This is a genomic window from Providencia sp. Marseille-Q8014 (assembly GCF_965112055.1).
This window is the reverse complement of sequence record NZ_CBCOPT010000001.1, coordinates 2,169,929-2,189,936: the sequence shown is the minus strand read 5'-3', so window position 1 is coordinate 2,189,936 and position 20,008 is coordinate 2,169,929. Positions and strand designations below refer to the sequence as shown.

Sequence of the window (20,008 nt, the reverse complement as noted above, 5' to 3'; positions counted from 1 at the left end):
ATGAAAAAGATTTTATTAGCAATGGTTTTGACAAGTATAACGTTACCAACATTCGCTGCGGACGTTAAGGTATTTAATGGGCGAGGTTTAGTCGGGGTATTTGGTTATTATTGGAAAACTAATCGTATGACTACACATGCTAATGTTGGTGATGTATATCAGTATGTTACTTTAACTAATCATTTTAATGGATACTACAACCAATGCTATCAACGTATTATGATGGAAGTCGATGGCATATGGGGAATACCGATTAGTAATGACTTAATGCTAGTCCCTGAGTTTACTTATACGGATAAACGAACAAAAATGACTTATCCATTCCAACCCATAGATACTGTAACAGGGCACTTTAATGGCTGGGGTTCTGGTACCAACCAATATCCATATACCTCAGCGTGTATTTTTGAACCTTACCAATCAACCCCCGAAATGAGTTTAACTCATAACGTAACAATCACGGGGCGTTTGCTTGTTTATGGAACTGGAAATCAAAAAAGTGGTACATACTTTTTAAAAGATAATATAGGAACTTCAATTAAAGACTGGCGTAATTTAAATGAAGGGGCATGGGTAGTATTAGTTTCTAAATCTGAACCAATAAATATCACGGTTTCTGGACTAACATGCAATTTACAGACTGCGAATAAAATTAATTTTGGTATTCAAGACTCAGGTGCGGCTGAAGGTACTTTATTAGCTTCTGTTCAACGTCCTATGACGATAAATTGTAGCCAATTTAAAGATCAAGTTGATGCCTATATCGGAATTTCAGCTAATGTTAAACCAGAGTTCTATTCTGGTAATGCTATTGATGTCAATTTAAATAGCGGAAGTCGTAGAGCTGCTGCATATGTAAAATTATTTGTGCACCACAACGGTTCTAAATTACCGATACGTTTAGATCAGAGTATGGTCGATCTTGGGCATATTAACGCAAATGAAAACAATATCAATATGACAAAAATGCTTGAATATGAACTTTATTCAAAAGGGACAGGAATAACCGGTGTAGCACGTGGTTCCGTGGAGCTTTCCGTCATTATGCGTTAAGTTTATCGTAAGATTGATTTTAAACTAGGCATTTTAAAATTAGCGATAGCTCACCAATAATCATGACAGTAGATTTAATACTGTGATTGACTCTCAAAAAGGGACTGAAGATAGAGATAAAACCCTGATGGTAGTTTTTCATAATTTAACCATACGGACTATCGCCTAAAAGATAATGTTGCATTGTGGTTAAGCGGATATCAATACAGTCGTTTTTTATCTTATATAAATCGAACACTTGGAAAATGAGATTCAATTTATTTTAAAAGATTATTGGGAATGTAAAGATACGATAACAACTTTAGGAGTTAGTTATAGTGGTTTCTATAACATGCCAGTAATTTTTAGGTAAAATGATGAAAAAGATTTTATTAGCAATGGTTTTGACAAGTATAACGTTACCAACATTCGCTGCGGACGTTAAGGTATTCAATGGGCGAGGTTTAGTCGGGGTATTTGGTTATTATTCGAAAACTAATCGTATGACTACACATACTAATATTGGTGATGTATATCCGTATGTTACTTTAACTAATCACTTTAATGGATACTACAACCAATGCCATCAACCTGTTATGATGGAAATCGATGGCATATGGGGAATACCGATTAGTAATGACTTAATGCTAGTCCCTGAGTTTACTTTTACGGATAGACGAACAAGACCGACTTATCCATACGTACCCATAGATACTGTAACAGGGCACTTTAATGGCTGGGGTTCTGGTACCAACCAATATGGATATAACGCAGGGTGTGTTTTTGAACCTTATCAATCAACCCCCGAAATAAGTTTAACTCATAATGTAACAATCACGGGGCGTTTGCTTGTTTATGGAACTGGAAATCAAAAAAGTGGCAGATACTTTTTAAAAGATAATCTAGGAACTTCAATTAAAGACTGGCGTAATTTAAATGAAGGGGCATGGGTAATATTAGTTCCTAAAACTGAGCCTATAAATATCACGGTTTCTGGACTAACATGTAATTTACAGACTGCGAATAAAATTAATTTTGGTATTCAAGACTCAGGTGCGGCTGAAGGTACTTTGTTAGCTTCTGTTCAACGTCCTATGACGATAAATTGTAGCCAATTTAAAGATCAAGTTGACGCCTATATCGGAATTTCAGCTAACGTTAAACCAGAGTTTTATTCTGGTAATGCTTTTGATGTTAATTTAAACAACGCAAGTCGTAGAGCTGCTGCATATGTGAAATTATTTGTACACCATAACGGTTCTAAATTACCGATACGTTTAGATCAGACGATGGTCGAGCTTGGGCGTATTAACGCAAATGAAAACAATATCAATATGACGAAAACGCTTGAATATGAGTTATATTCAAAGGGGGCAGGGATAACCGGCGTAGCACGTGGTTCCGTGGAACTTTCCGTTATTATGCGTTAAGCGGTATCACTACAGGCAGTGAAGGATTATGCAAGCGAATATGTGGAACAAATCATATTGGCTGTAGTGGACGTAAATAACAATGTCGCGGGTGAAGTGTGGCTCACGTTCGTTAGGCTTCACACTCCATTATGATAACTAGCCCGATAAATTTTATTTTTACTTATAGTTTTAGATTTAAATCCAGTAATAAAATTAGGCTGTAGTTTATGTTATTTCCAAAATGGTCAACTCGAACACGCAATTTTCTCGAATTTTAATTCAGTTTCAATTAATAAAGATGAATAGTGAGGAAGGTTGATATTCTTAATAATAAATAATATAACGCATTGTTTATTACAGATTATCAAAAAATCCTTCCTCTAATATTTCTGTTTTCAAAAAGAGCGGTTGCGTGTTATCCCCCAAATAATAAGTGCAAATACGCTAACTAATGCACCTAAAATACAAACACCATTCCAACCTGCGTAAGCATACATGGCCGTTGAGCTGATAGCGCCCAAACCACTACCTATTGCATAAAACATCATATATAAGCTGATCATTCTGCTGTTTGCTTCCGGTTTAGTACGATAAATCATGCTCTGATTGGTAACATGTAATGCTTGCCCGCCTGCATCTAATAAAATAATCCCAACAATCAGAGCCCATATTGACCAACTGATTAATGATATTGGGAACCAAGCTAAAATTAAGATAACTAACGCATAAAAACTGACTTGTTTTCCATAACCACGATCTGCCCAACCCCCTGATTTTGAAGCGACTAATGCTCCAATAGCACCAACCAATCCTAAAGAACCAATAACTGTACGGGAGTAATTAAAAGGTGCATCACTTAATGGAATAACAATAGCGCTCCAAAAGATATTAAAAGCAGCAAACATGAGTAACGCTAAAAGTCCTCTAACCTGTAATACTTTTTGCTCTTTTAATAAATAAAATAGAGAAAATATTAATTGGTGATATTTTATATCTTTTGTCATAACGTTTAGGTTTGGTAGGCGACGCGATAGTGGGTATGCAATACTTAGCATCAAGATAGCAGAACAGATATAAACACCACGCCAACCCACTAAATCACTGATAAGGCCAGAAAAAGTGCGTGATAATAAAAGACCAATGAACACACCACTTTGCGCCGTACCAATAACTCGCCCTTGATCACTAAGACTAGAAGAACTTGCCGCATAGGCGATAAGACCTTGAGTCATCGCTGTCCCTAGCATGCCAACAGCTAACATTCCTATCATTAATGTCATTGGTGTCTTTGCCATTCCCACAACAATAAGCGATATAACCAGTGCAACCAACTGTAATAACATGAGTTTTTTTCGTTCTATTTTATCGCCAAGTGGCACTAAGAATAAAAGGGCAAGGGCACATCCTATTTGAGTCAGGGTGATCACACTACCAATTGCTGCATTACTTATACTAAATTCAAGTGAAAGGGCATCAAGCAATGGTTGAGCATAATAAACATTTGCCACACTTAATCCACAGGCAACCGCAAAAAGCAGAACAAGGCTATTCGACAATTTAGACTCGAGTCCATGGCTGATATGACAGTGGGTATTGGGGGTTGTGATTAATTCTTTCATTTAACACCTGCATTCTAGTTTCAAATTAAAACCAGTTGAACAATAGGATAACTAGTTTTAAAATGCAACTAGAAATTCATTTATTTAAAAAGAGAATTTTATGCTCAGTAAAAATGCAGTACCTCAAACGCCTTGTCCTGTTGCCAGAAGTTTAGATTTAATTGGTGACCGTTGGTCGTTACTTATTATCCGTGATGCTTTCGATGGAATTAGGCGCTTTCGTGATTTTCAGAAGAATTTAGGTGTTGCGCGTAATATTTTATCTGACAGGTTACGTAAATTGGTTGAGGCCAATATTTTAGAAATGAGAGAGGCCTCTGATGGAACCGCGTATCAAGAGTATATATTGACGCCTGAGGGGGAAAACCTGTTCCCAATAGTCGTTGCTTTTAGGCAGTGGGGAGAAAAGTATCTTTTCGAGCCAAACGAGCCACGTTCAATATTAGTGGATAAAGAGACGGGTGCAGAAATTGGATTAATGTTACCAGTCAGCAAAGATGGAAAGGTTTTAGATGCCAAAGCCACATTTGTGAAGAAAGTGGTAGAGTGATAGATATTTCGACTATTCGATTGATGCCATAATTTTTCTATAAATCCACATGTTCAAGTTAAGTTATATGAATATGAAGCTGAAAAGGAATTTTTGCATTTTTTCTGTGATTTATTGGGGATTAGAGGGCGGTTTTAAGGATGAACATACCTTTACTGATTTTTATATTACAGTGATTAACGGGTTAATAATACAAGTCTGTGATGGCGCGGATATTGATAAGCTTAATCAAGTGATCCTCAATGAGATCAAAGCATGGCCAATTTTTGGTGTGGATGTTAACTAGCAATAATCAGGAAATAAAATTAATACTATGATTGAACATAAAATTCGCCTACTCGGAATAGCTGATGTACAAGATTTTCGTAACATTCGCTTGTCAGCGTTGAAGAAATCGTCAGAGATGTTCGGCTCCACGTATGATTGTGAGGAAAAGCAGCCACTTCAATCATTTGTAAAACGGTTGGATAGTTTTACGGCATTCGGTGCATACATAGACGGAAAGATTGTCGGTTTGTGTGTTTTTAAACAAGAGGATGGCGTTAAAGATGCTCACAAAGCTTATTTATCGAGTGTTTTTGTTGAGCCTGAATTTCGAGGGTTAGGTATAGCTGAAAAGCTATTACAGTCAGTGAAAAATTATGCGATTAAGCATGTTGAACAAATCATGCTGAGCGTAGTAGATGGAAATGTCGCCGCTATCAACCTCTATGAAAAACAGGGTTTCAAAATCTACGGTGTGGAACCTCGTGCACTGAAAGAGGGCATGGAATATCGGGATGAAATTCTGATGGCGTTAATTCTTCGCTAAACCGTTCAATATCATCCTGAGTTTATTGAATAAGGGTAAAGCACCGGCACAATCCTTAAGTGCAATAATTTCCGGAACAGTTGTAACGGATAGTCTTGATGATGAAATAGAAGAGCTTACGAAATGGGCAATTCGTTAAATAATGAAGAACGTCTTTGTGTGACGTTGTCACTTATTTTTGTTGATAACGCTATAGACTACGATTATATAGCTTACATGGTTAAAAATTATGATATTAAATACATTGAAGATGTGTTGTTTAATTATGTGGCTCCAGCTTGCTACTTCAATGTTATATCGCCAGTTCCGCCTGTTTGTTATTTTTTTGATGAAGAGCAATTGCTTACAGAGATAGAAAAAATAAAAAGTATAAAAAACAAATTCTTAGGAAGGCTAAAAATGTCTTTTTTTACCTATTATCTTAAGATGGAGTTTAAAAATGAATGGATTCAGTTGAAATCACGTTTATAAAAATAATATTTTTAGAATCACGGGGTCACTACAGGTAATGATTCTGATATCAAAGGAGAATAGGGTAGCAGCATTTTATCAAGGCATAATAGTTGCTTTTTCGTTAAACTCCGGTAATTGGGATTGTGCTTCATATCACCTGGCTGTACTTTGCTAAAATTCTGAGCGATTACTTTATGTAGCATCCGTTTCAATCGCGTGGCGTCCAGATGTCATACCTGTCAATCTATTGAAAGCACTGATTCCTATTTATTAAAAGAATTTAGACATTGTTCGTAGGTGCTCAGCATTATTTTTGCATGATTCAAAAGATACATTTTGAATTGAAACTATGCTTTTAGTACTTTTTTATTACCCAAGTGATGATAGAAACCATCCAATTCAGAAATGCAATTTGCAATATCGTCGTTAGATTCCCCGAAAGAAAAATCGAATCTTTTACTGAATTTATTTTCCCAACACTTAAAGAAATACTTCAGCGTGAACAATTCCTTTTCTTGGTGCGGAAACGTAGAAGTGAAAACTTTCTTATTGAGTATATTGCAACAAACAAGGATGGAAGAGTTGGTTTGCTCATCGATTTAGGTCAGTATTTGTTTCTTATCCATGCTGTACTACGTATCTCATTAAAATGCACAGATTGGCGAGAAGTGAAGTGATTAAATTTTTAACACGTATCTGAATCAATAGGGGTTAGAAGCGCTAATTCATTGAAAGGGATTCATCCTATGAAGTTATTGGTCATTATATCCTATTTAACATAATATGCATTATGCGAATCCAAGGGTGAAATGAAGAAATCCAGTGTTCTGGCTGGTTAATCGTGTTGGTTCATTTAGGAACTAAATCGATGTTATTTTCATCATCTGCTATCACTATGTACAATCTTAGGTCTCCATGGTAAGTTCAAATGAACCCGATATAATTAGTTATTTTACGGAAAGTCCGTAATTGTCTTGAGACTAGCACGGGGGTTTTAACTGCCCTTCACTAAAGAATAATGCTTGTACTAAAAAGAGGATTAGACATGCCACAAATTGTTATGGAAAATCTTAAAAATCTTTACTACGACATGCGTTCAAATAAATTGTCAGTTCAAATTTATAATGTTCAGTTAGGCGCTATTAGTTTCAATGTCTGTTTTTCAATTTCAGAAAACCCATTTGTCTTAACTTTGACGTCTCGTACAGATACTCCCGAATTTTTTCTATTCAATGTAACAAATGGATTTAAACTAGAAACATTCATCAATATCGATACATTCAAACGACTTCAACATCTTCTATATATTGGAAAAAATAGTAATAAGCTAAGTACCGTTAACTGGTCAAACTGAAGTTATGCGAATAACTGAGGATGTTGGCAAGGTTAGTGAGTATATGAAGCGGTTTGAGTATCCTGCTGCAAAGTCTGGGGAATATGAAATAACTATCAAACAAATTTGGTTGATGTTTAGAAATAATGGCCGTACTGTTGGTTCATTCCAAATAAGAGGTGATAATGTTCGTACTGGGAATGGCTATATAAAGCCTAACTACACCAACGATGCAGTAATGGCGTTAATTAATGAGGCTAAAAAAGAAACTTTGCAAACTGGCAAACCAAGTCATATCGTTTTTGGTGGAAACTACGAAATCCCAATGAGCACAGGCTCTGGAAAATATACCCTTGCGAATAAAGGGAATCTATTAATTATACCGAGGGTGAGAAATAATGAGAAATATATTATTCCTCATTTGCTGGGTGATACTCACAAAGGGGAAGCAGCTCGATGCGAAGGCACTGCTTCCGCCCGCACGTCAGACGGTACGCTTGAGTATGCTGAGCTATATAATCCAGACGAGGCTTGGTTAAAGCTTGAAAAGCCATTAGTAGCGCTGAATGCAAATTACTTTGATGTAAGGCCTCAATTAAATGGAGCGACTTGGAAAAGCAATAAATGCTCAACGCCTTTGGGGATTTATTTTGATAATATTTCTAACGGGCCAACACAAGGTACTCACAACGAACCCAATAAGTATTTTGCGGGGCCTAGCTATTTCATTGATGAAGATGGCAGCAAAGCGCCGCTTGATGCCCTGTTTTGGAAAATGGATTTAAATTCAAGCATTGAAGTATATTACAGCAACGGTGTATCTGATCCAGCGATCGAACAACATGCTATAGAGTTAGACAATAGTGGTTATAAATTCCTTGCTATTGCAGGAACAGGATTACCTCTTAGTGTTGTTTCACCAAAACCTACACCTGATTCGGGTTCGTCAGAAACTACCCGCATAGGCATTGCCGCGGACGATAATAATAGTGTGATTTATGTGTTTCAAGGCGGAAGTTACCGTAATGGGATAAGTAGAACGGATCTTAAAAATCTGTATTATGGTTTAGGTGTTTCAAGTTCAATGGAACTCGATGGAGGTGGGTCTGCCGCCATTGCGATAGACAGTAATGCTTTTGTCGTTAAGGGAGATGCAAGGCCTTCCTCATCATGCGACACGTCGGGGGTCTGGTGTTCATTAATATCTCAGCCCGACGGTAAACATAGACCAGTACCTTCATGGTTAGGGCTATCTATCAATAAATAGTGATAAAAGAAGAGCTGAGTTTACTGCTCTTCTTTTTGAGCAAGGTAACATTGGTTAGTTATTTTTAATCAAAAGGATGGCATCCGAGACTAACCTTTCTTCTTCATCAGAAAAGGGACCTGTAGGCTTGCCGTCTACAATCATCACTGATGACCCGCCACCATCAAGGTTCATCGCAGTGATAGCGCCTAGCGCCTTCATTAAACGCCCCATTTCTGTAATGGTTGCCCCTTCTGAATTAGTTGGATTTCTTCCATAAACAACCGCGATGAAAAGAACATTGTCTTTAGTGATACCAATAGCTGTCCGAGGGTGCCGGCGAAGTACCCAGCCTTCATAAAACCCCTCTCTATTTTCGGAATCATTTGCGAGTGACAATCCATCATCGTCTTGACTTTGGTTAAGATCCTTTATTTTAGGGTAAGGATCCCAGCCCTGAGTAGCTCTGATTTCAATAGGAATATTTCCATTCACAAGAAGAGAAGGCCCAGCACTTATCATTGTTATTCCAGGTTTGAGTGTGAATTCTTTATTATCAATAAACACTTTGTGAACTAGCTTCACGGGTATATCTTTCTTCAATTCCAACTTTTTATTACCAGTCACCTGAATGTAAGTTTTATCACTCTCTATTTTTGTATTTACTTTATCTGAATAACTTATAATATCGCCACGTTTATTTATTATTATTTCTGTCGCCGTTACATTTGGGGTGTGGTTTCCATACATGCGGTTATAAGCAATAACTTCGTTATCATTGTGACACACAAAATCATGAACAGGTTTTTCTGTTGGCTTGCTTTCATAACCGCCACAATTTAATAATTTTCCCGGAACTCTATTTAACCCGTTTATTTGGTAACTCAGGTCACCTTGCGTTATAAATGATTTTGTTACCACTGACGTTCCAAAAAATACATTTGTTTTATTACCACTGTTGTCAAAAATAATGACGGGTCTATTATTTGTAGCCTCGCGTATCAACTCTCCATTACTTACATATATACCTGCTGGAGCGCCGTAATCACCGACTGAATTATCAAAGGCAAAAAAACCACCATTTACGCCTGCGATTGCTTTTTTTCTGTCAATCATTGATGTAACGGATTCTGCTCCCTGTATTGTATCTTTAGCTAGGGCGCTAACAATCTTCCCATCAAATTTATTTAAATCAATCTTTAATACGCTAATATCGAATGGCCCACTTGTATGCAAACCTTCCTGTGCGCTATACCGCACATTAAATTCAAGGCCTTTGGCTTGTAATTTATCCGCCTTGTCTTTAGCTTCATTTTGGTTATTAAAACCCTTAATTCTAATTATGGGGCCAATGAAATTGCCTAGTGGCGCTGTTTCAGGGGCGAAATTGACTTCAAAGGGAATATTTAAATTTTTAAGTTCGTCTATATATTTTTGTTTTGTCTGAGAATTTATTACACCAGTGGAAAGAATATACCCATCCTTCCCTACTGTTCCTCTTTTTATTTCATACAGAGTGGCTCCTTCACTCAAATCTTTTTTAATTACGGACTGGTTCAATTTTGGCTCTCCGATATTTAGATCAGGAACAATCCAATCAGAGGCATAGCTTAATAAGGGGGCCGCCGTAAGTAATGCCAGTAATATTATTCTTCGCATTAGAATTTCCTCAGGTGTCAAAGTACCGAGGATACATAATTCGTGATGAACAATATGTAACATGCATCATAATTTAACTATTTGGTGGAATATATAGATAAAATTGGAAAGGTAAGTTAAAACAGCTAAATATTGTCCAGTTTGACCTTGAGTTACAAAGTTATTTCTCTCTCTATAAAATATAATAACACTTTTGAATTCGCATGCTGTGGTTTGATGTAAGCGTAAGGCCCTTCTCTGCCGTTAGCATCACGGAATAACTTCATCTCCCTCAATGCCAAGTTCGGATTGAGGCATTCTATTCATAACTATTCATCTGTTTGATTTGTTTATCAAACCATTCTCACATTTTCTAGAATGGTGATGAAGAGAAAATGCGAAACAATTGTGACCCACAAAGAGCATTTGCTTCCTTAGAGTTAAACGACTTAGCAGACCTATGCGAGGCTTCAGTTTGGAGCAAGTTTATTTTAGCGCTGGACTTTATGTTTTTAAAATAAAAACGGAAATGTTATTTTGGATAGATTGTAATGTCGTATGAGCAATCAAACGAAAAGTTTATTTACTGGTTTATATAAATGCATAAGGCTTAATAATTTAGCCTTACGCAATCAAGCTATTTTTGAAGATTTTTATTATTAGCGATAATGCTGCTAATTAAAGACTCTCCTGGGAAGTCAGCGATTATTATTCCAACCGTTCGATTAACGCCCAGCCTGTTGTATTGATTAATTTTATCTCTTGTCAAAATATTTGTACCTTCAAACGCGATTGTACAAATCCCAATAAAACAAGAAACCCTAGGAAAATCAGGATAGCTATACTTCCAGCCCGGGGTCGTTAGTCCTGTAGATAACCTTGGGGCTGAAGTACCAGGAGATGAGTGACCGCTTGCTACAAAGTAAGGAAATGAACCTCCAGAACCACTCAGATAGTTAATATATGTAGTACGAGAACTACCGCTTGTTGCTGTCGCTAACTGTTCTTTAACATGTTCCCACTTCGTGTATAAGTCCCAATTGGTTTTAAGATGATATTCATCTTGTATATTAGCCTGCCAATAGGAGACGCCATAGTCCCAAAACTCCCTTCCATCACTCAATATGGCAAACTTCCCCCTCACTTCAGCCAATCTTGTGTTTAAAGACGTTAACTTCACATATTTATCCTTATGCAAGGAAATGTAATATTCTAGGGTTTCACTCATAGAGCGAGTGTTGTTATTATTTGGCTTCATTTCTTCTTTCAATCTAAATATAACGGTTTCGGATGGGTTCTTTTCCAGAAACCTATCAACGGAGTTAAGAAAATCGCCAAACATGACGTCTAGGAAAACAGTCCCATGATGCAAAGCAAACCTGTCGCTCGTATGTCTAACACGTATATCAAACATCCGAATTCCATATTCAAGTTGTTGATCAAAATTAAGAGTTTGAGTTGCGACGCTATCAACAAAACCTTTGTAAGCTGCGCTATCATGTGTACCTGGTATCGCTATCTCAGAAAGTAACACATCATCCCTAATCGAGCTCATCCACTTTGATTTACTAGTGAATCCGTCACTAGCCTTTCTGAAGTACGCAGAATCCCAATGAGCATGACTTGTGGTGCAAAAAGACATTATTAGAATATAGAAAAATATCTTTAACATGTTTTGTGCCCTTGATTTGGAGAGAAGAACATTTTGAATAAAGTGAAAAATCACGCGTTAGTTATGAGTGCAGCCATCTAAATGATAGCATTTTAGTGAAATAATGGAGTAACCTGGCAAGGAAGATTTTTTTATAAGAACTAATAAAAACAGATAGATAGCCGTTATTATTGCACCAGTAATAATATTGGTAATTAATAATTTGAAAGGCAGTTTTATTGAATTTATTACAAGATTTTGGCCGATCCGCTGGCATTTCCAAGATACCGTTAGGATTATCACTCACGGTTTGAATCACATTGACCCGATTTTATTCTTTATCCGACATAGCCACCAATATTTTAATGCCCTTTATTTCAGCAAAAGATTGACTTCTTTATGCTGAAAAATGACGTTTTTATTAACTTACACAGCTTCAGAACAGCAAATTGTGAAGATTGTAGCTGCCAAGTTTGGGGCCTCACAGCGTCATCCCTCTACTCTTTATTGTGTAATAACAATAAGTTTTTTGTAGATCATTACTGCAAGCGCGTTAGAATAACTGAACACTAAGCAATAATAAGAGACAGGGGTAAGCATGATCATTTTAGTTACAGGAGCATCATCAGGTTTTGGCGAAGCAATTGCTCGTCGTTTCATTCAGCATGGAGCAACCGTTATTGGTACCGGTCGACGAACTGAACGTTTAGTCGCATTACAAAAAGAGTTAGGCGATAAATTTCACCCTATTACGCTTGATATTCGTGATAGAGAAGCTATTCAATCAGCAATTGCAGGCTTGCCAGCATCACTAAAAAACATTGATGTATTAGTTAATAACGCGGGCTTAGCGTTGGGTATCGAACCTGCCTTCAATGCTAATCCAGAAGATTGGGCCACCATGATTGATACTAATACTAAAGGGTTGGTTAACATGACTTATGAAGTACTGCAAACGATGGTGGCCAATAATCATGGACATATTATTAACATTGGCTCAACCGCTGCAAATTGGCCATATAAAGGTGGTAACGTTTATGGTGCAACCAAAGCTTTTGTTAGGCAGTTTTCACTAGGTTTGCGTGCAGATCTTCAAGGTAAAAAAGTACGTGTCACTGACATTGAACCTGGCTTGGTTGGCGGAACTGAGTTTTCTAATGTTCGACTCAATGGCGATGATGCTAAAGCTGCTAATATATATAAAGGCGCCGACGCACTTACCCCTGAAGATATCGCTGAAACAGTTTATTGGGTCTCTACCTTGCCTGCTCGCATGAATGTGAATACACTTGAATTAATGCCTGTGTGCCAAACATTTGCAGGTTTAACCGTTCATAAAGAAGAGTGATTTTTCGTACTTTTCTAAAGGGATTCGCCTCATATTTGTGGTTAAATAGCGAAATGGAACTCATTTAGTAAGGATTTAATGATGAACTCATCTCTCAAAGTTGTTAAGCAAGGCTTGTCAGCATTATTGCTGTGTCTTCCTTTGTTAGGGCTTTCTTCAGCGCATGCTGCGAATGTCAACTGCACTGCGGGAAGTACTTGTGTAACGTCAGGAAATGTTGATAGTGTTCTGACGAAAGAGCAAGCTCGCCAAGAAAAAGAACAGTGGGATCAAACACGTCAGTTACGTACAAAAGTGAATGCGCGCACTGAAAAAGAGTTCGATAAGGTTGATGCCGCGTTTGATGCGAAAGATGCATGCGAAAAAAGTCTTAATTTAAATGCTTATTGGGAACCTAATACACAACGTTGTCTTGATGTAAATACTGGACGCCCATTAGCTCGCCCATAACTCATTAACCTAATTAAGGAGTTATTATGAAAACGAGACTTATACTTCCAGCACTGTGTATCCTGTTTGCCCCTGTATTAGCACAGGCATCATGTGAAAGTGTGATTGAAGAAATTAAGCAAAAGATTATCAATAATGGTGTTCCTGCTGATAATTTTAGCTTAGTGGCTGTTCCAAATGACGAAGTCGATCAAACACAAGGACAGGTTGTTGGCCACTGTCAGAATGAGACGTATAAAATCATTTATACTCGTCACCAATAAAATAGCTAGGGCGCTTTGAGCGCCCTTTTCAATTTTATCTAAGCATATTCACACATAAATTCTTTAAGCTTATCTTTATCTAAATATTGACAGAGTTCTTTCTCTTCTGGCCGCAATAAATAGGGGATCTCACCGAGTAATGGTGCTTTTAAGTGCTTTTGTAATCGACTAATAATCTGAGCGTAATGGGCAAGGCCTGGATTAATTCGGTTCGCTATCCAGCCGACAAGTGGTAAACCATCGGCTCGTATTGCCTCTGCTGTAAGCAATGTGTGATTAACACAACCGTGTTGAATTCCGACAACAAGTATTACACCAACCTTTTGGCCTTTTAACCAATCAGTGTAAAACGTATTGTCATCTAATAAATAACGCCAGCCACCATTACCTTCGATAACAACGGTATCGCATTGACTATTTAGGTTTTCTAAGCCTAGTTTAATTTTACTGAAATCAATACGGTTTTCGTGATTGTAATTATCTTTAATTTTTATTGGATTGATATCATCATATGATACAACCTCTTGTGATATTCCATGAATGAGTAAAGCATCCTTATTTCTCATACCTTCTGGAGTATCAATACATTGATCAGCAATGGGCTTGTAGCCTACCGCTTTAATTCCTTGGCTATTAAGCGCCTGCAATATGGCCAATGTGGATACTGTCTTCCCGACATCTGTATCTGTCCCGGTAATAAATAGATTCATCATAGTTATTTTCTATCCTGAAGTGACAGACGACTGCATAATTGCAGTGAAAAATGATATGGAATCAGTTTATGGGAATGGGCAAGTCTTAAGTTTGCGTTAGCTCAATTTTCTAGTTAATAGCAAAAACTTTATCAACTTTTGTTAACCTTGTAGTAACTGGATCAATAAAGAGCCATCGTATAAAGCCTGTTGAATTAAAGCAGTTTCACTCTCTTTTTTAGTAATTTCAGATTTTTCAATATGCAATTCTTGATAGTAGATATGAATGCACTGAGAGCGACAGTATTGATATAAAAGTGGATAAAATAGCGAAGAGACACGATTTAATGGTGAATTGATCAAAATTAACTCAATGCCAAAAATATTAATTAATTGATAGAGCTGCCCTGCGAGTATTTGAGCAATATTATCTAATATGTGCAGGCAAAGAGGATCTTCAGTTTCGATACCTAAACAGAAATTATCGAAATTAATTTCTTCATTTAAAAGCGAGGTTTCTGGGTATAAATGAAATAATTTAGGAATACGCTTTAAGATCGCTGGAATCGAAATCGATCTTTCTAAGCAGCCAATCCCGCCACAATAACAACTCTCGTGGCTGTTCTGAATCTGTCCATGACCGAAATAAATGGTACGTCTGGTATGGCTATCTAGCGCAATACCATTATTGATAATGGCGGCACTAACCACAGCATCGATTTGTAAATAAATAATATTTTTAGCTGTTCTTTTAGCATGAAAAGAAAAATAATCGGTTAAGGCTAACGTATTAACATAAGGTTGAATATAGGTTGGTAAACCGGTTTGTTCTGTTAAGTGATGGCCAAGTGATAAATGATCAATATCATAGTCCGGTAATTTATAAATCACACCGGAAAAAGGCTCAATTAGACCATCTAAAATAATGCTAATTGCAGTGACACGCTCAAGGTGTTGTGAGTAAGTGGCAAAAAAATGGCTAATTAAAGATGAGAGAGTATTTGAAAATTCATCATTGCCTTTTACGTGAAAAGGATAGCTTTGTTCTACGATGGTTTGGGTATTGATCTCTTTTAGGGCTAAGCTGATAGAACCATTTTCAATTCGGATAGATAAAAATTGCCACCCTTCACTTTCTATTACTAAGCCAATGGCTGGTCGACCACGTAAGCCAAGAACGGGGAATTCAATTTCTTTCACTAAGTGAGCATCGATCAATTCACGGGTGATTTTTGTAATACTCGCTGGAGCGAGTAGTGATTGTTTGGACAACGCAATACGCGAGATTGGCCCGTGTTGATCAATCACTCGGTAAACAATCCCTGTATTTAGTTGCTTAATCTGATCGATATGACCGGTTTGATTTTCCATTATGAAATATTAAATCCCATGCTAAAGCAGCCAGCTATTATGCGTAATATAAGTCATCAACGCCTTGAACCACATGTTAATTGTGACTTAAATCACATGATTTAACCAACAATGTTTTTTATGAGTAACTGAGTTAATTTTTGTGCGGCCGCTGGTAATGTCCTACGACTATTGTAGACTAACCATACCTCCGATGCTGCATTGATATTAGAAAATTTGATGTACTTTACACCATCAATCTTCATGCGAGTGAAGGACTCTGTGATAATAGAAATTCCCATGCCAGCTGCAACTAATCCTAAAATGGTCATCGCTTCACCGGCTTCTTGAGATATTTTAGGCGTGACCCCAGCGGATGTAAGCAGATTATGTATTTCATCATAAAGCGCCGTTCCCACCTCTCTTTCGAAAAAAACTAAAGGATAATCAGCCAATAAGTGAATATCGACACCTGTTTTTTCGTATTTTAATAGCGGATGCCCTTCATACACCGCAACCATGAAAGGTTCTTTAAACAATAATTGGTAATTCAATTGTTCGGGTAATTGAGTATTACGCATAATACCCATATCAATCCTACCCGTTAATAATGGTGCAAGTTGTTGTCTTGTATTCATTTGATGCATATGAATAGCGACTTCAGGGTAGGATTCACGATATTGACGTAAACACATAGTCACTTTATGCATAAAGGGGGTTGTTGAGGTGAAGCCTATAGAAAGTTCGCCTAACTCACCCTTTTCCATTCTTGCGGCTTTCGTGGCGGCAGCTTCGACCTGAGACAATATTTGATAAGCCTCTTTAAGAAACATAGTGCCTGCGGGGGTTAAGGATACATTCCTATTATTACGCTCAAGTAACTTTGCATTAATTTGCTCTTCAAGTGACTGAATTTGCTGACTCAATGGTGGTTGAGAAATATGCAGTCGATCAGCCGCTCTCCCAAAATGTAACTCTTCTGCAACAGCAACAAAATAGCGTAAGTGTCTTAATTCAATAGCCATTTTCTTTATGATATCTTTAAAGTATTATTGGTAATTATTAATATATTAGACAAAATAGTCTGAGATTTCTATCCTTTGATCGAAATCAATTGGGTTATATGGCAAGGAAATCTCTATGGAACATTCATCAAATAGTCTTACTACTGAAGACACCGCTAACGGAACGCGGGATAACTCAAATAAGAATACTGTCCCTAAAAAGCACTATATTCAACGTGATGATGCACTATATTTGCGCGTGACACTTTCATTCTTTACCGTGGGGTTAGCCACATTTGCATTACTTTATTTTGTGCAACCGATTTTGCCGATGTTATCAGAGGATTTTAATGTTTCCCCTGCTACGGCTAGTCTCTCGTTATCATTAAGTACTGGATTAATGGCGCTAGGGCTACTGATTACTGGACCAATTTCCGATGCGATTGGACGAAAAAATGTCATGGTCGTTGCGTTAACAAGTGCGGCATTGTTCACACTGTTAAGTGCTTTTATGCAAAGTTGGCAAGGTATTTTAATTGCTAGAGCGCTCGTTGGATTATCGTTGAGTGGTGTTGCAGCGGTTGCGATGACCTACCTAAGTGAAGAAATCCATCCTAGCTATGTCGCATTATCAATGGGGTTATATATTAGTGGTAACTCTATTGGTGGAATGAGCGGACGTCTTGTTACGGGCATTATCGCTGATTTTTATTCATGGCGTGTCGCTGTGGTTTTGTTGGGCAGCCTAGCTTTAATTGCTGCAATTGGCTTTTGGCGGTTATTGCCACCTTCACAACATTTTAGAGCAAGCTCTTTAAAACCCAAAAATTTGTGGATTAACTTACGCCTTCATTTTCGTGATAAAGGTTTACCATGGTTATTTGTTGAAGGCTTTGTTTTGATGGGAGGGTTTGTCACTATGTATAACTATATTGGTTATCGATTACTTGAAGCCCCCTATCATTTTAGCCAAGCTACTGTTGGCTTATTATCAATAATTTATTTAACAGGTACATATAGCGCATCGAAATCCGGAAGTTTAACCTCTAGATTTGGTTTGGGAAGTGTGCTGATTGCTGCATTAGTTCTCATGTTGTCAGGGATCTTGTTAACACTATTTTCGAGTTTTTGGCTCATCCTTTTGGGAATGACGGTGTTAACAGCTGGGTTCTTTTCTGCTCATTCAGTCGCCAGTAGTTGGGTTGGACACCGAGCTAAACGGGCTAGAGGCCAAGCTTCTTCACTTTACTTGTTTAGTTATTATGCAGGTTCAAGTATTGCAGGAACTGTTGGCGGGATTTTTTGGCTGCAATTTGGATGGGCTGGCGTTGCTTGGTTTATTGCTGGGCTGCTTCTTATTGGTATGCTAATCGCTTACAAATTAAAGGCTAACTGCTGATCAAGCCAGTGTCTTTACTTTATCAATACCTATTAAATGATGAAATTTATTTTGTGAGTTTGATTCAGTGAAAATGTTGCTCTCAACAACGATGAGGGCAACCAATGAAAAATCTATTTTTATTTCCTTTTCTACTCTGTTTTTCAACATTTATATTCGCGCACGGCTATGTATTTGAACCACAAAGCCGTGCTTACCTGTGTAATCAAAAGCTCAATGCCGAGTGTGGTGCAATACAATATGAGCCACAATCTCTTGAAGCTGCAAAAGGTTTCCCTTTATCAGGCCCTATAGATGGTCAAATCGCAAGTGCGGGTATTACTCGCTTTGCTGAACTTGATGTGCAAACAGCCGCTCGTTGGAGCAAAAATGATCTTCATCACTCTCAACAAACGTTTAAATGGTATTTAACTGCCAGACATTCAACATCTAAGTGGGAATACTTTATTACCAAGCCGAATTGGAACCCTAATTTACCAATAAGCCGTAATCAATTAGTTTTAACACCATTTTGCCAGTATGATGAACCCAAACGCCCTGGTTCAGTCGTCGAGCATCATTGTACATTACCAAAAGAAAATTTAGGCTATCAACTGGTGTTAGCGGTTTGGACGATTGCTGATACGGGTAATGCTTTTTATCAAGTGATAGACCTCAATATCAAATAAGACTTTTTATAAAGGGGAAAAGAAGGCCCCTTTCGTTCTGTTTGACAGATTTATTTTGCACGATGCTGAAGATTTGTTATATTTTCAACACATAGAATGTTGTAACTAAATGGGTGTGTTGGCTTATGACAAATGCTAAATATGAGCTTATAAATTGCTTTAATCAATTAGAGAACAAAATAAGTAAGTTTAGTCATCTCATGGCTGAACAGCCCGTTTTTTCTGCCTCCGTATTTCGTCTCCCTGAAATAATGAAAGGTGATGAAAATAATGAAATAAAACATATTGAGGTTGAGAAAATAACAGGAAAAGATGCAATCAATCATGCTATAGCGCATTTTAATTTGTTGTTTATTCATGATAAATCAGAGTTAACCAGCAACAAATCGGCAGTTAGGTTACCCGGTGCTATTTGTATAAATGCGCCCTATTCTACTTATCGGATGTTTCATTCATTACTAGAAGATATCAATGAATTAAAAGTGAAAATAAAGAAGATTGTGACTCAGCAATCTGGCGTCGATGAATCACAACGTTTTGAGTTTATTCATGATAGTCTCCATGGTCTATTGACGTTAAATACTTATCGTTCTTTAACTTATCTAACGGATGTCGATACCGTTAGATTTGGCTGGGCAAATAAAAAAGTCATCAATAAGACCACCAAAGAACAGGTATTAAATAAGTTGCAAGCCTCATTAGAAAATGGCCGTCAACCATTAGGTATACCTAGAGAACATTGGCTGAAGCAATTAGAGCAAGAAATTACTCTAATTAGTCAGCTAAATCAGGATGCCGTACTTAAAACTCAGAGACCGGTGAAAGTTCAGCCTATTGCTCGTGTTTGGGATAGCGCACAACAAAAACAGACTCAACTTGCCTGTGCCAATCCGTTAATCATATTTGCCGTCGAAAAATCATTAGATGATATTGTGATCGGTGATTTGCCGGATTATAACGCAGACAATATTACTCTTCGCAACCGCCCCCGATCAAAGCCCATAGAATTATTGATCCCTCGCCTCAACTTATATCAAGAAGTCTAGAGATAAAATGCGATGTTCGTTGGAGATTGAGCGTGATAAAAAG

General features: G+C 37.4%; 19 protein-coding genes. 13 read left to right on the top strand and 6 right to left on the bottom strand.

All coding sequences use genetic code 11. The annotated features are described in order from the left end of the window. Positions 1-1,053 (top strand): hypothetical protein, encoded by a 1,053-nt coding sequence (locus ACWPW6_RS09610; RefSeq protein WP_250000479.1) that lies wholly within the window; start codon positions 1-3, stop codon positions 1,051-1,053. 356 nt (positions 1,054-1,409) lie between these two features. Beyond that, positions 1,410-2,462, top strand: a complete 1,053-nt coding sequence (locus ACWPW6_RS09605; RefSeq protein ID WP_454209648.1) for a hypothetical protein — start codon at positions 1,410-1,412, stop codon at positions 2,460-2,462. A 377-nt stretch (positions 2,463-2,839) separates the two neighbouring features. On the opposite strand, the gene ACWPW6_RS09600 is transcribed toward ACWPW6_RS09605, so the two are convergent. Next, positions 2,840-4,063 carry an MFS transporter gene (locus ACWPW6_RS09600; RefSeq protein WP_250000475.1) on the bottom strand — a complete coding sequence of 408 codons (1,224 nt, stop codon included), beginning with the start codon at positions 4,061-4,063 and terminating at the stop codon, positions 2,840-2,842. 100 nt (positions 4,064-4,163) lie between these two features. Between ACWPW6_RS09600 and ACWPW6_RS09595 the strand changes: the two genes are divergently transcribed. The 5 genes from ACWPW6_RS09595 (at position 4,164) to ACWPW6_RS09575 (ending at position 8,477) form a co-directional block, all read left to right on the top strand. Next, on the top strand, positions 4,164-4,613 hold the full coding sequence (locus tag ACWPW6_RS09595; protein ID WP_250000473.1) for a winged helix-turn-helix transcriptional regulator: 450 nt from the start codon (positions 4,164-4,166) through the stop codon (positions 4,611-4,613). A gap of 73 nt (positions 4,614-4,686) precedes the next feature. Further along, a complete protein-coding gene (locus ACWPW6_RS09590; protein WP_250000472.1) occupies positions 4,687-4,899 on the top strand; it encodes a hypothetical protein in 213 nt (70 codons plus the stop codon). Positions 4,900-4,926: 27 nt separating this feature from the next. Then, positions 4,927-5,424, top strand: coding sequence for a GNAT family N-acetyltransferase (locus ACWPW6_RS09585; protein ID WP_250000470.1), 498 nt, complete (start codon positions 4,927-4,929; stop codon positions 5,422-5,424). 123 nt (positions 5,425-5,547) lie between these two features. Continuing rightward, the gene (locus ACWPW6_RS09580) at positions 5,548-5,895 is read left to right on the top strand and encodes a DUF7079 family protein (RefSeq protein WP_250000468.1); all 348 of its coding nucleotides are present in this window, start codon (positions 5,548-5,550) and stop codon (positions 5,893-5,895) included. 1,379 nt (positions 5,896-7,274) lie between these two features. Then, positions 7,275-8,477, top strand: coding sequence for a phosphodiester glycosidase family protein (locus tag ACWPW6_RS09575; RefSeq protein WP_454209644.1), 1,203 nt, complete (start codon positions 7,275-7,277; stop codon positions 8,475-8,477). Between the two features lie 54 nt (positions 8,478-8,531). Here the strand turns inward: ACWPW6_RS09575 and ACWPW6_RS09570 are convergent, their stop codons facing one another. Together ACWPW6_RS09570 and ACWPW6_RS09565 are read right to left on the bottom strand one after the other, a co-directional pair. After that, positions 8,532-10,115 carry a phosphodiester glycosidase family protein gene (locus ACWPW6_RS09570; protein WP_195848627.1) on the bottom strand — a complete coding sequence of 528 codons (1,584 nt, stop codon included), beginning with the start codon at positions 10,113-10,115 and terminating at the stop codon, positions 8,532-8,534. Positions 10,116-10,731: 616 nt separating this feature from the next. Next, positions 10,732-11,766: a phosphatidylinositol-specific phospholipase C gene (locus ACWPW6_RS09565; protein ID WP_154635673.1), complete on the bottom strand. Its 1,035-nt coding sequence runs from the start codon at positions 11,764-11,766 to the stop codon at positions 10,732-10,734. A 577-nt stretch (positions 11,767-12,343) separates the two neighbouring features. Between ACWPW6_RS09565 and ydfG the strand changes: the two genes are divergently transcribed. The 3 genes from ydfG (at position 12,344) to ACWPW6_RS09550 (ending at position 13,806) form a co-directional block, all read left to right on the top strand. Then, positions 12,344-13,093, top strand: a complete 750-nt coding sequence (gene ydfG / locus ACWPW6_RS09560; protein ID WP_154635672.1) for a bifunctional NADP-dependent 3-hydroxy acid dehydrogenase/3-hydroxypropionate dehydrogenase YdfG — start codon at positions 12,344-12,346, stop codon at positions 13,091-13,093. Positions 13,094-13,174: 81 nt separating this feature from the next. Next, positions 13,175-13,543 (top strand): DUF1283 family protein, encoded by a 369-nt coding sequence (locus ACWPW6_RS09555; protein ID WP_154635671.1) that lies wholly within the window; start codon positions 13,175-13,177, stop codon positions 13,541-13,543. Between the two features lie 26 nt (positions 13,544-13,569). Beyond that, positions 13,570-13,806 carry a DUF1161 domain-containing protein gene (locus ACWPW6_RS09550; RefSeq protein ID WP_154635670.1) on the top strand — a complete coding sequence of 79 codons (237 nt, stop codon included), beginning with the start codon at positions 13,570-13,572 and terminating at the stop codon, positions 13,804-13,806. Between the two features lie 38 nt (positions 13,807-13,844). Here the strand turns inward: ACWPW6_RS09550 and bioD are convergent, their stop codons facing one another. The 3 genes from bioD to ACWPW6_RS09535 all read right to left on the bottom strand — a co-directional run bounded on the left by bioD (position 13,845) and on the right by ACWPW6_RS09535 (position 16,873). Further along, a complete protein-coding gene (gene bioD / locus ACWPW6_RS09545) occupies positions 13,845-14,519 on the bottom strand; it encodes a dethiobiotin synthase (protein WP_154635669.1) in 675 nt (224 codons plus the stop codon). Between the two features lie 141 nt (positions 14,520-14,660). Then, a complete protein-coding gene (locus tag ACWPW6_RS09540; protein ID WP_250000464.1) occupies positions 14,661-15,869 on the bottom strand; it encodes an ROK family protein in 1,209 nt (402 codons plus the stop codon). A gap of 101 nt (positions 15,870-15,970) precedes the next feature. Continuing rightward, a complete protein-coding gene (locus ACWPW6_RS09535; RefSeq protein ID WP_250000463.1) occupies positions 15,971-16,873 on the bottom strand; it encodes a LysR family transcriptional regulator in 903 nt (300 codons plus the stop codon). A gap of 115 nt (positions 16,874-16,988) precedes the next feature. Between ACWPW6_RS09535 and ACWPW6_RS09530 the strand changes: the two genes are divergently transcribed. The 3 genes from ACWPW6_RS09530 (at position 16,989) to tus (ending at position 19,965) form a co-directional block, all read left to right on the top strand. Further along, the gene (locus ACWPW6_RS09530) at positions 16,989-18,251 is read left to right on the top strand and encodes an MFS transporter (RefSeq protein ID WP_154624818.1); all 1,263 of its coding nucleotides are present in this window, start codon (positions 16,989-16,991) and stop codon (positions 18,249-18,251) included. Between the two features lie 104 nt (positions 18,252-18,355). Then, a complete protein-coding gene (locus ACWPW6_RS09525) occupies positions 18,356-18,919 on the top strand; it encodes a lytic polysaccharide monooxygenase (RefSeq protein ID WP_250000461.1) in 564 nt (187 codons plus the stop codon). A 125-nt stretch (positions 18,920-19,044) separates the two neighbouring features. Then, on the top strand, positions 19,045-19,965 hold the full coding sequence (tus, locus tag ACWPW6_RS09520; RefSeq protein ID WP_163861596.1) for a DNA replication terminus site-binding protein: 921 nt from the start codon (positions 19,045-19,047) through the stop codon (positions 19,963-19,965). The last annotated feature ends 43 nt before the right edge of the window (positions 19,966-20,008 follow it).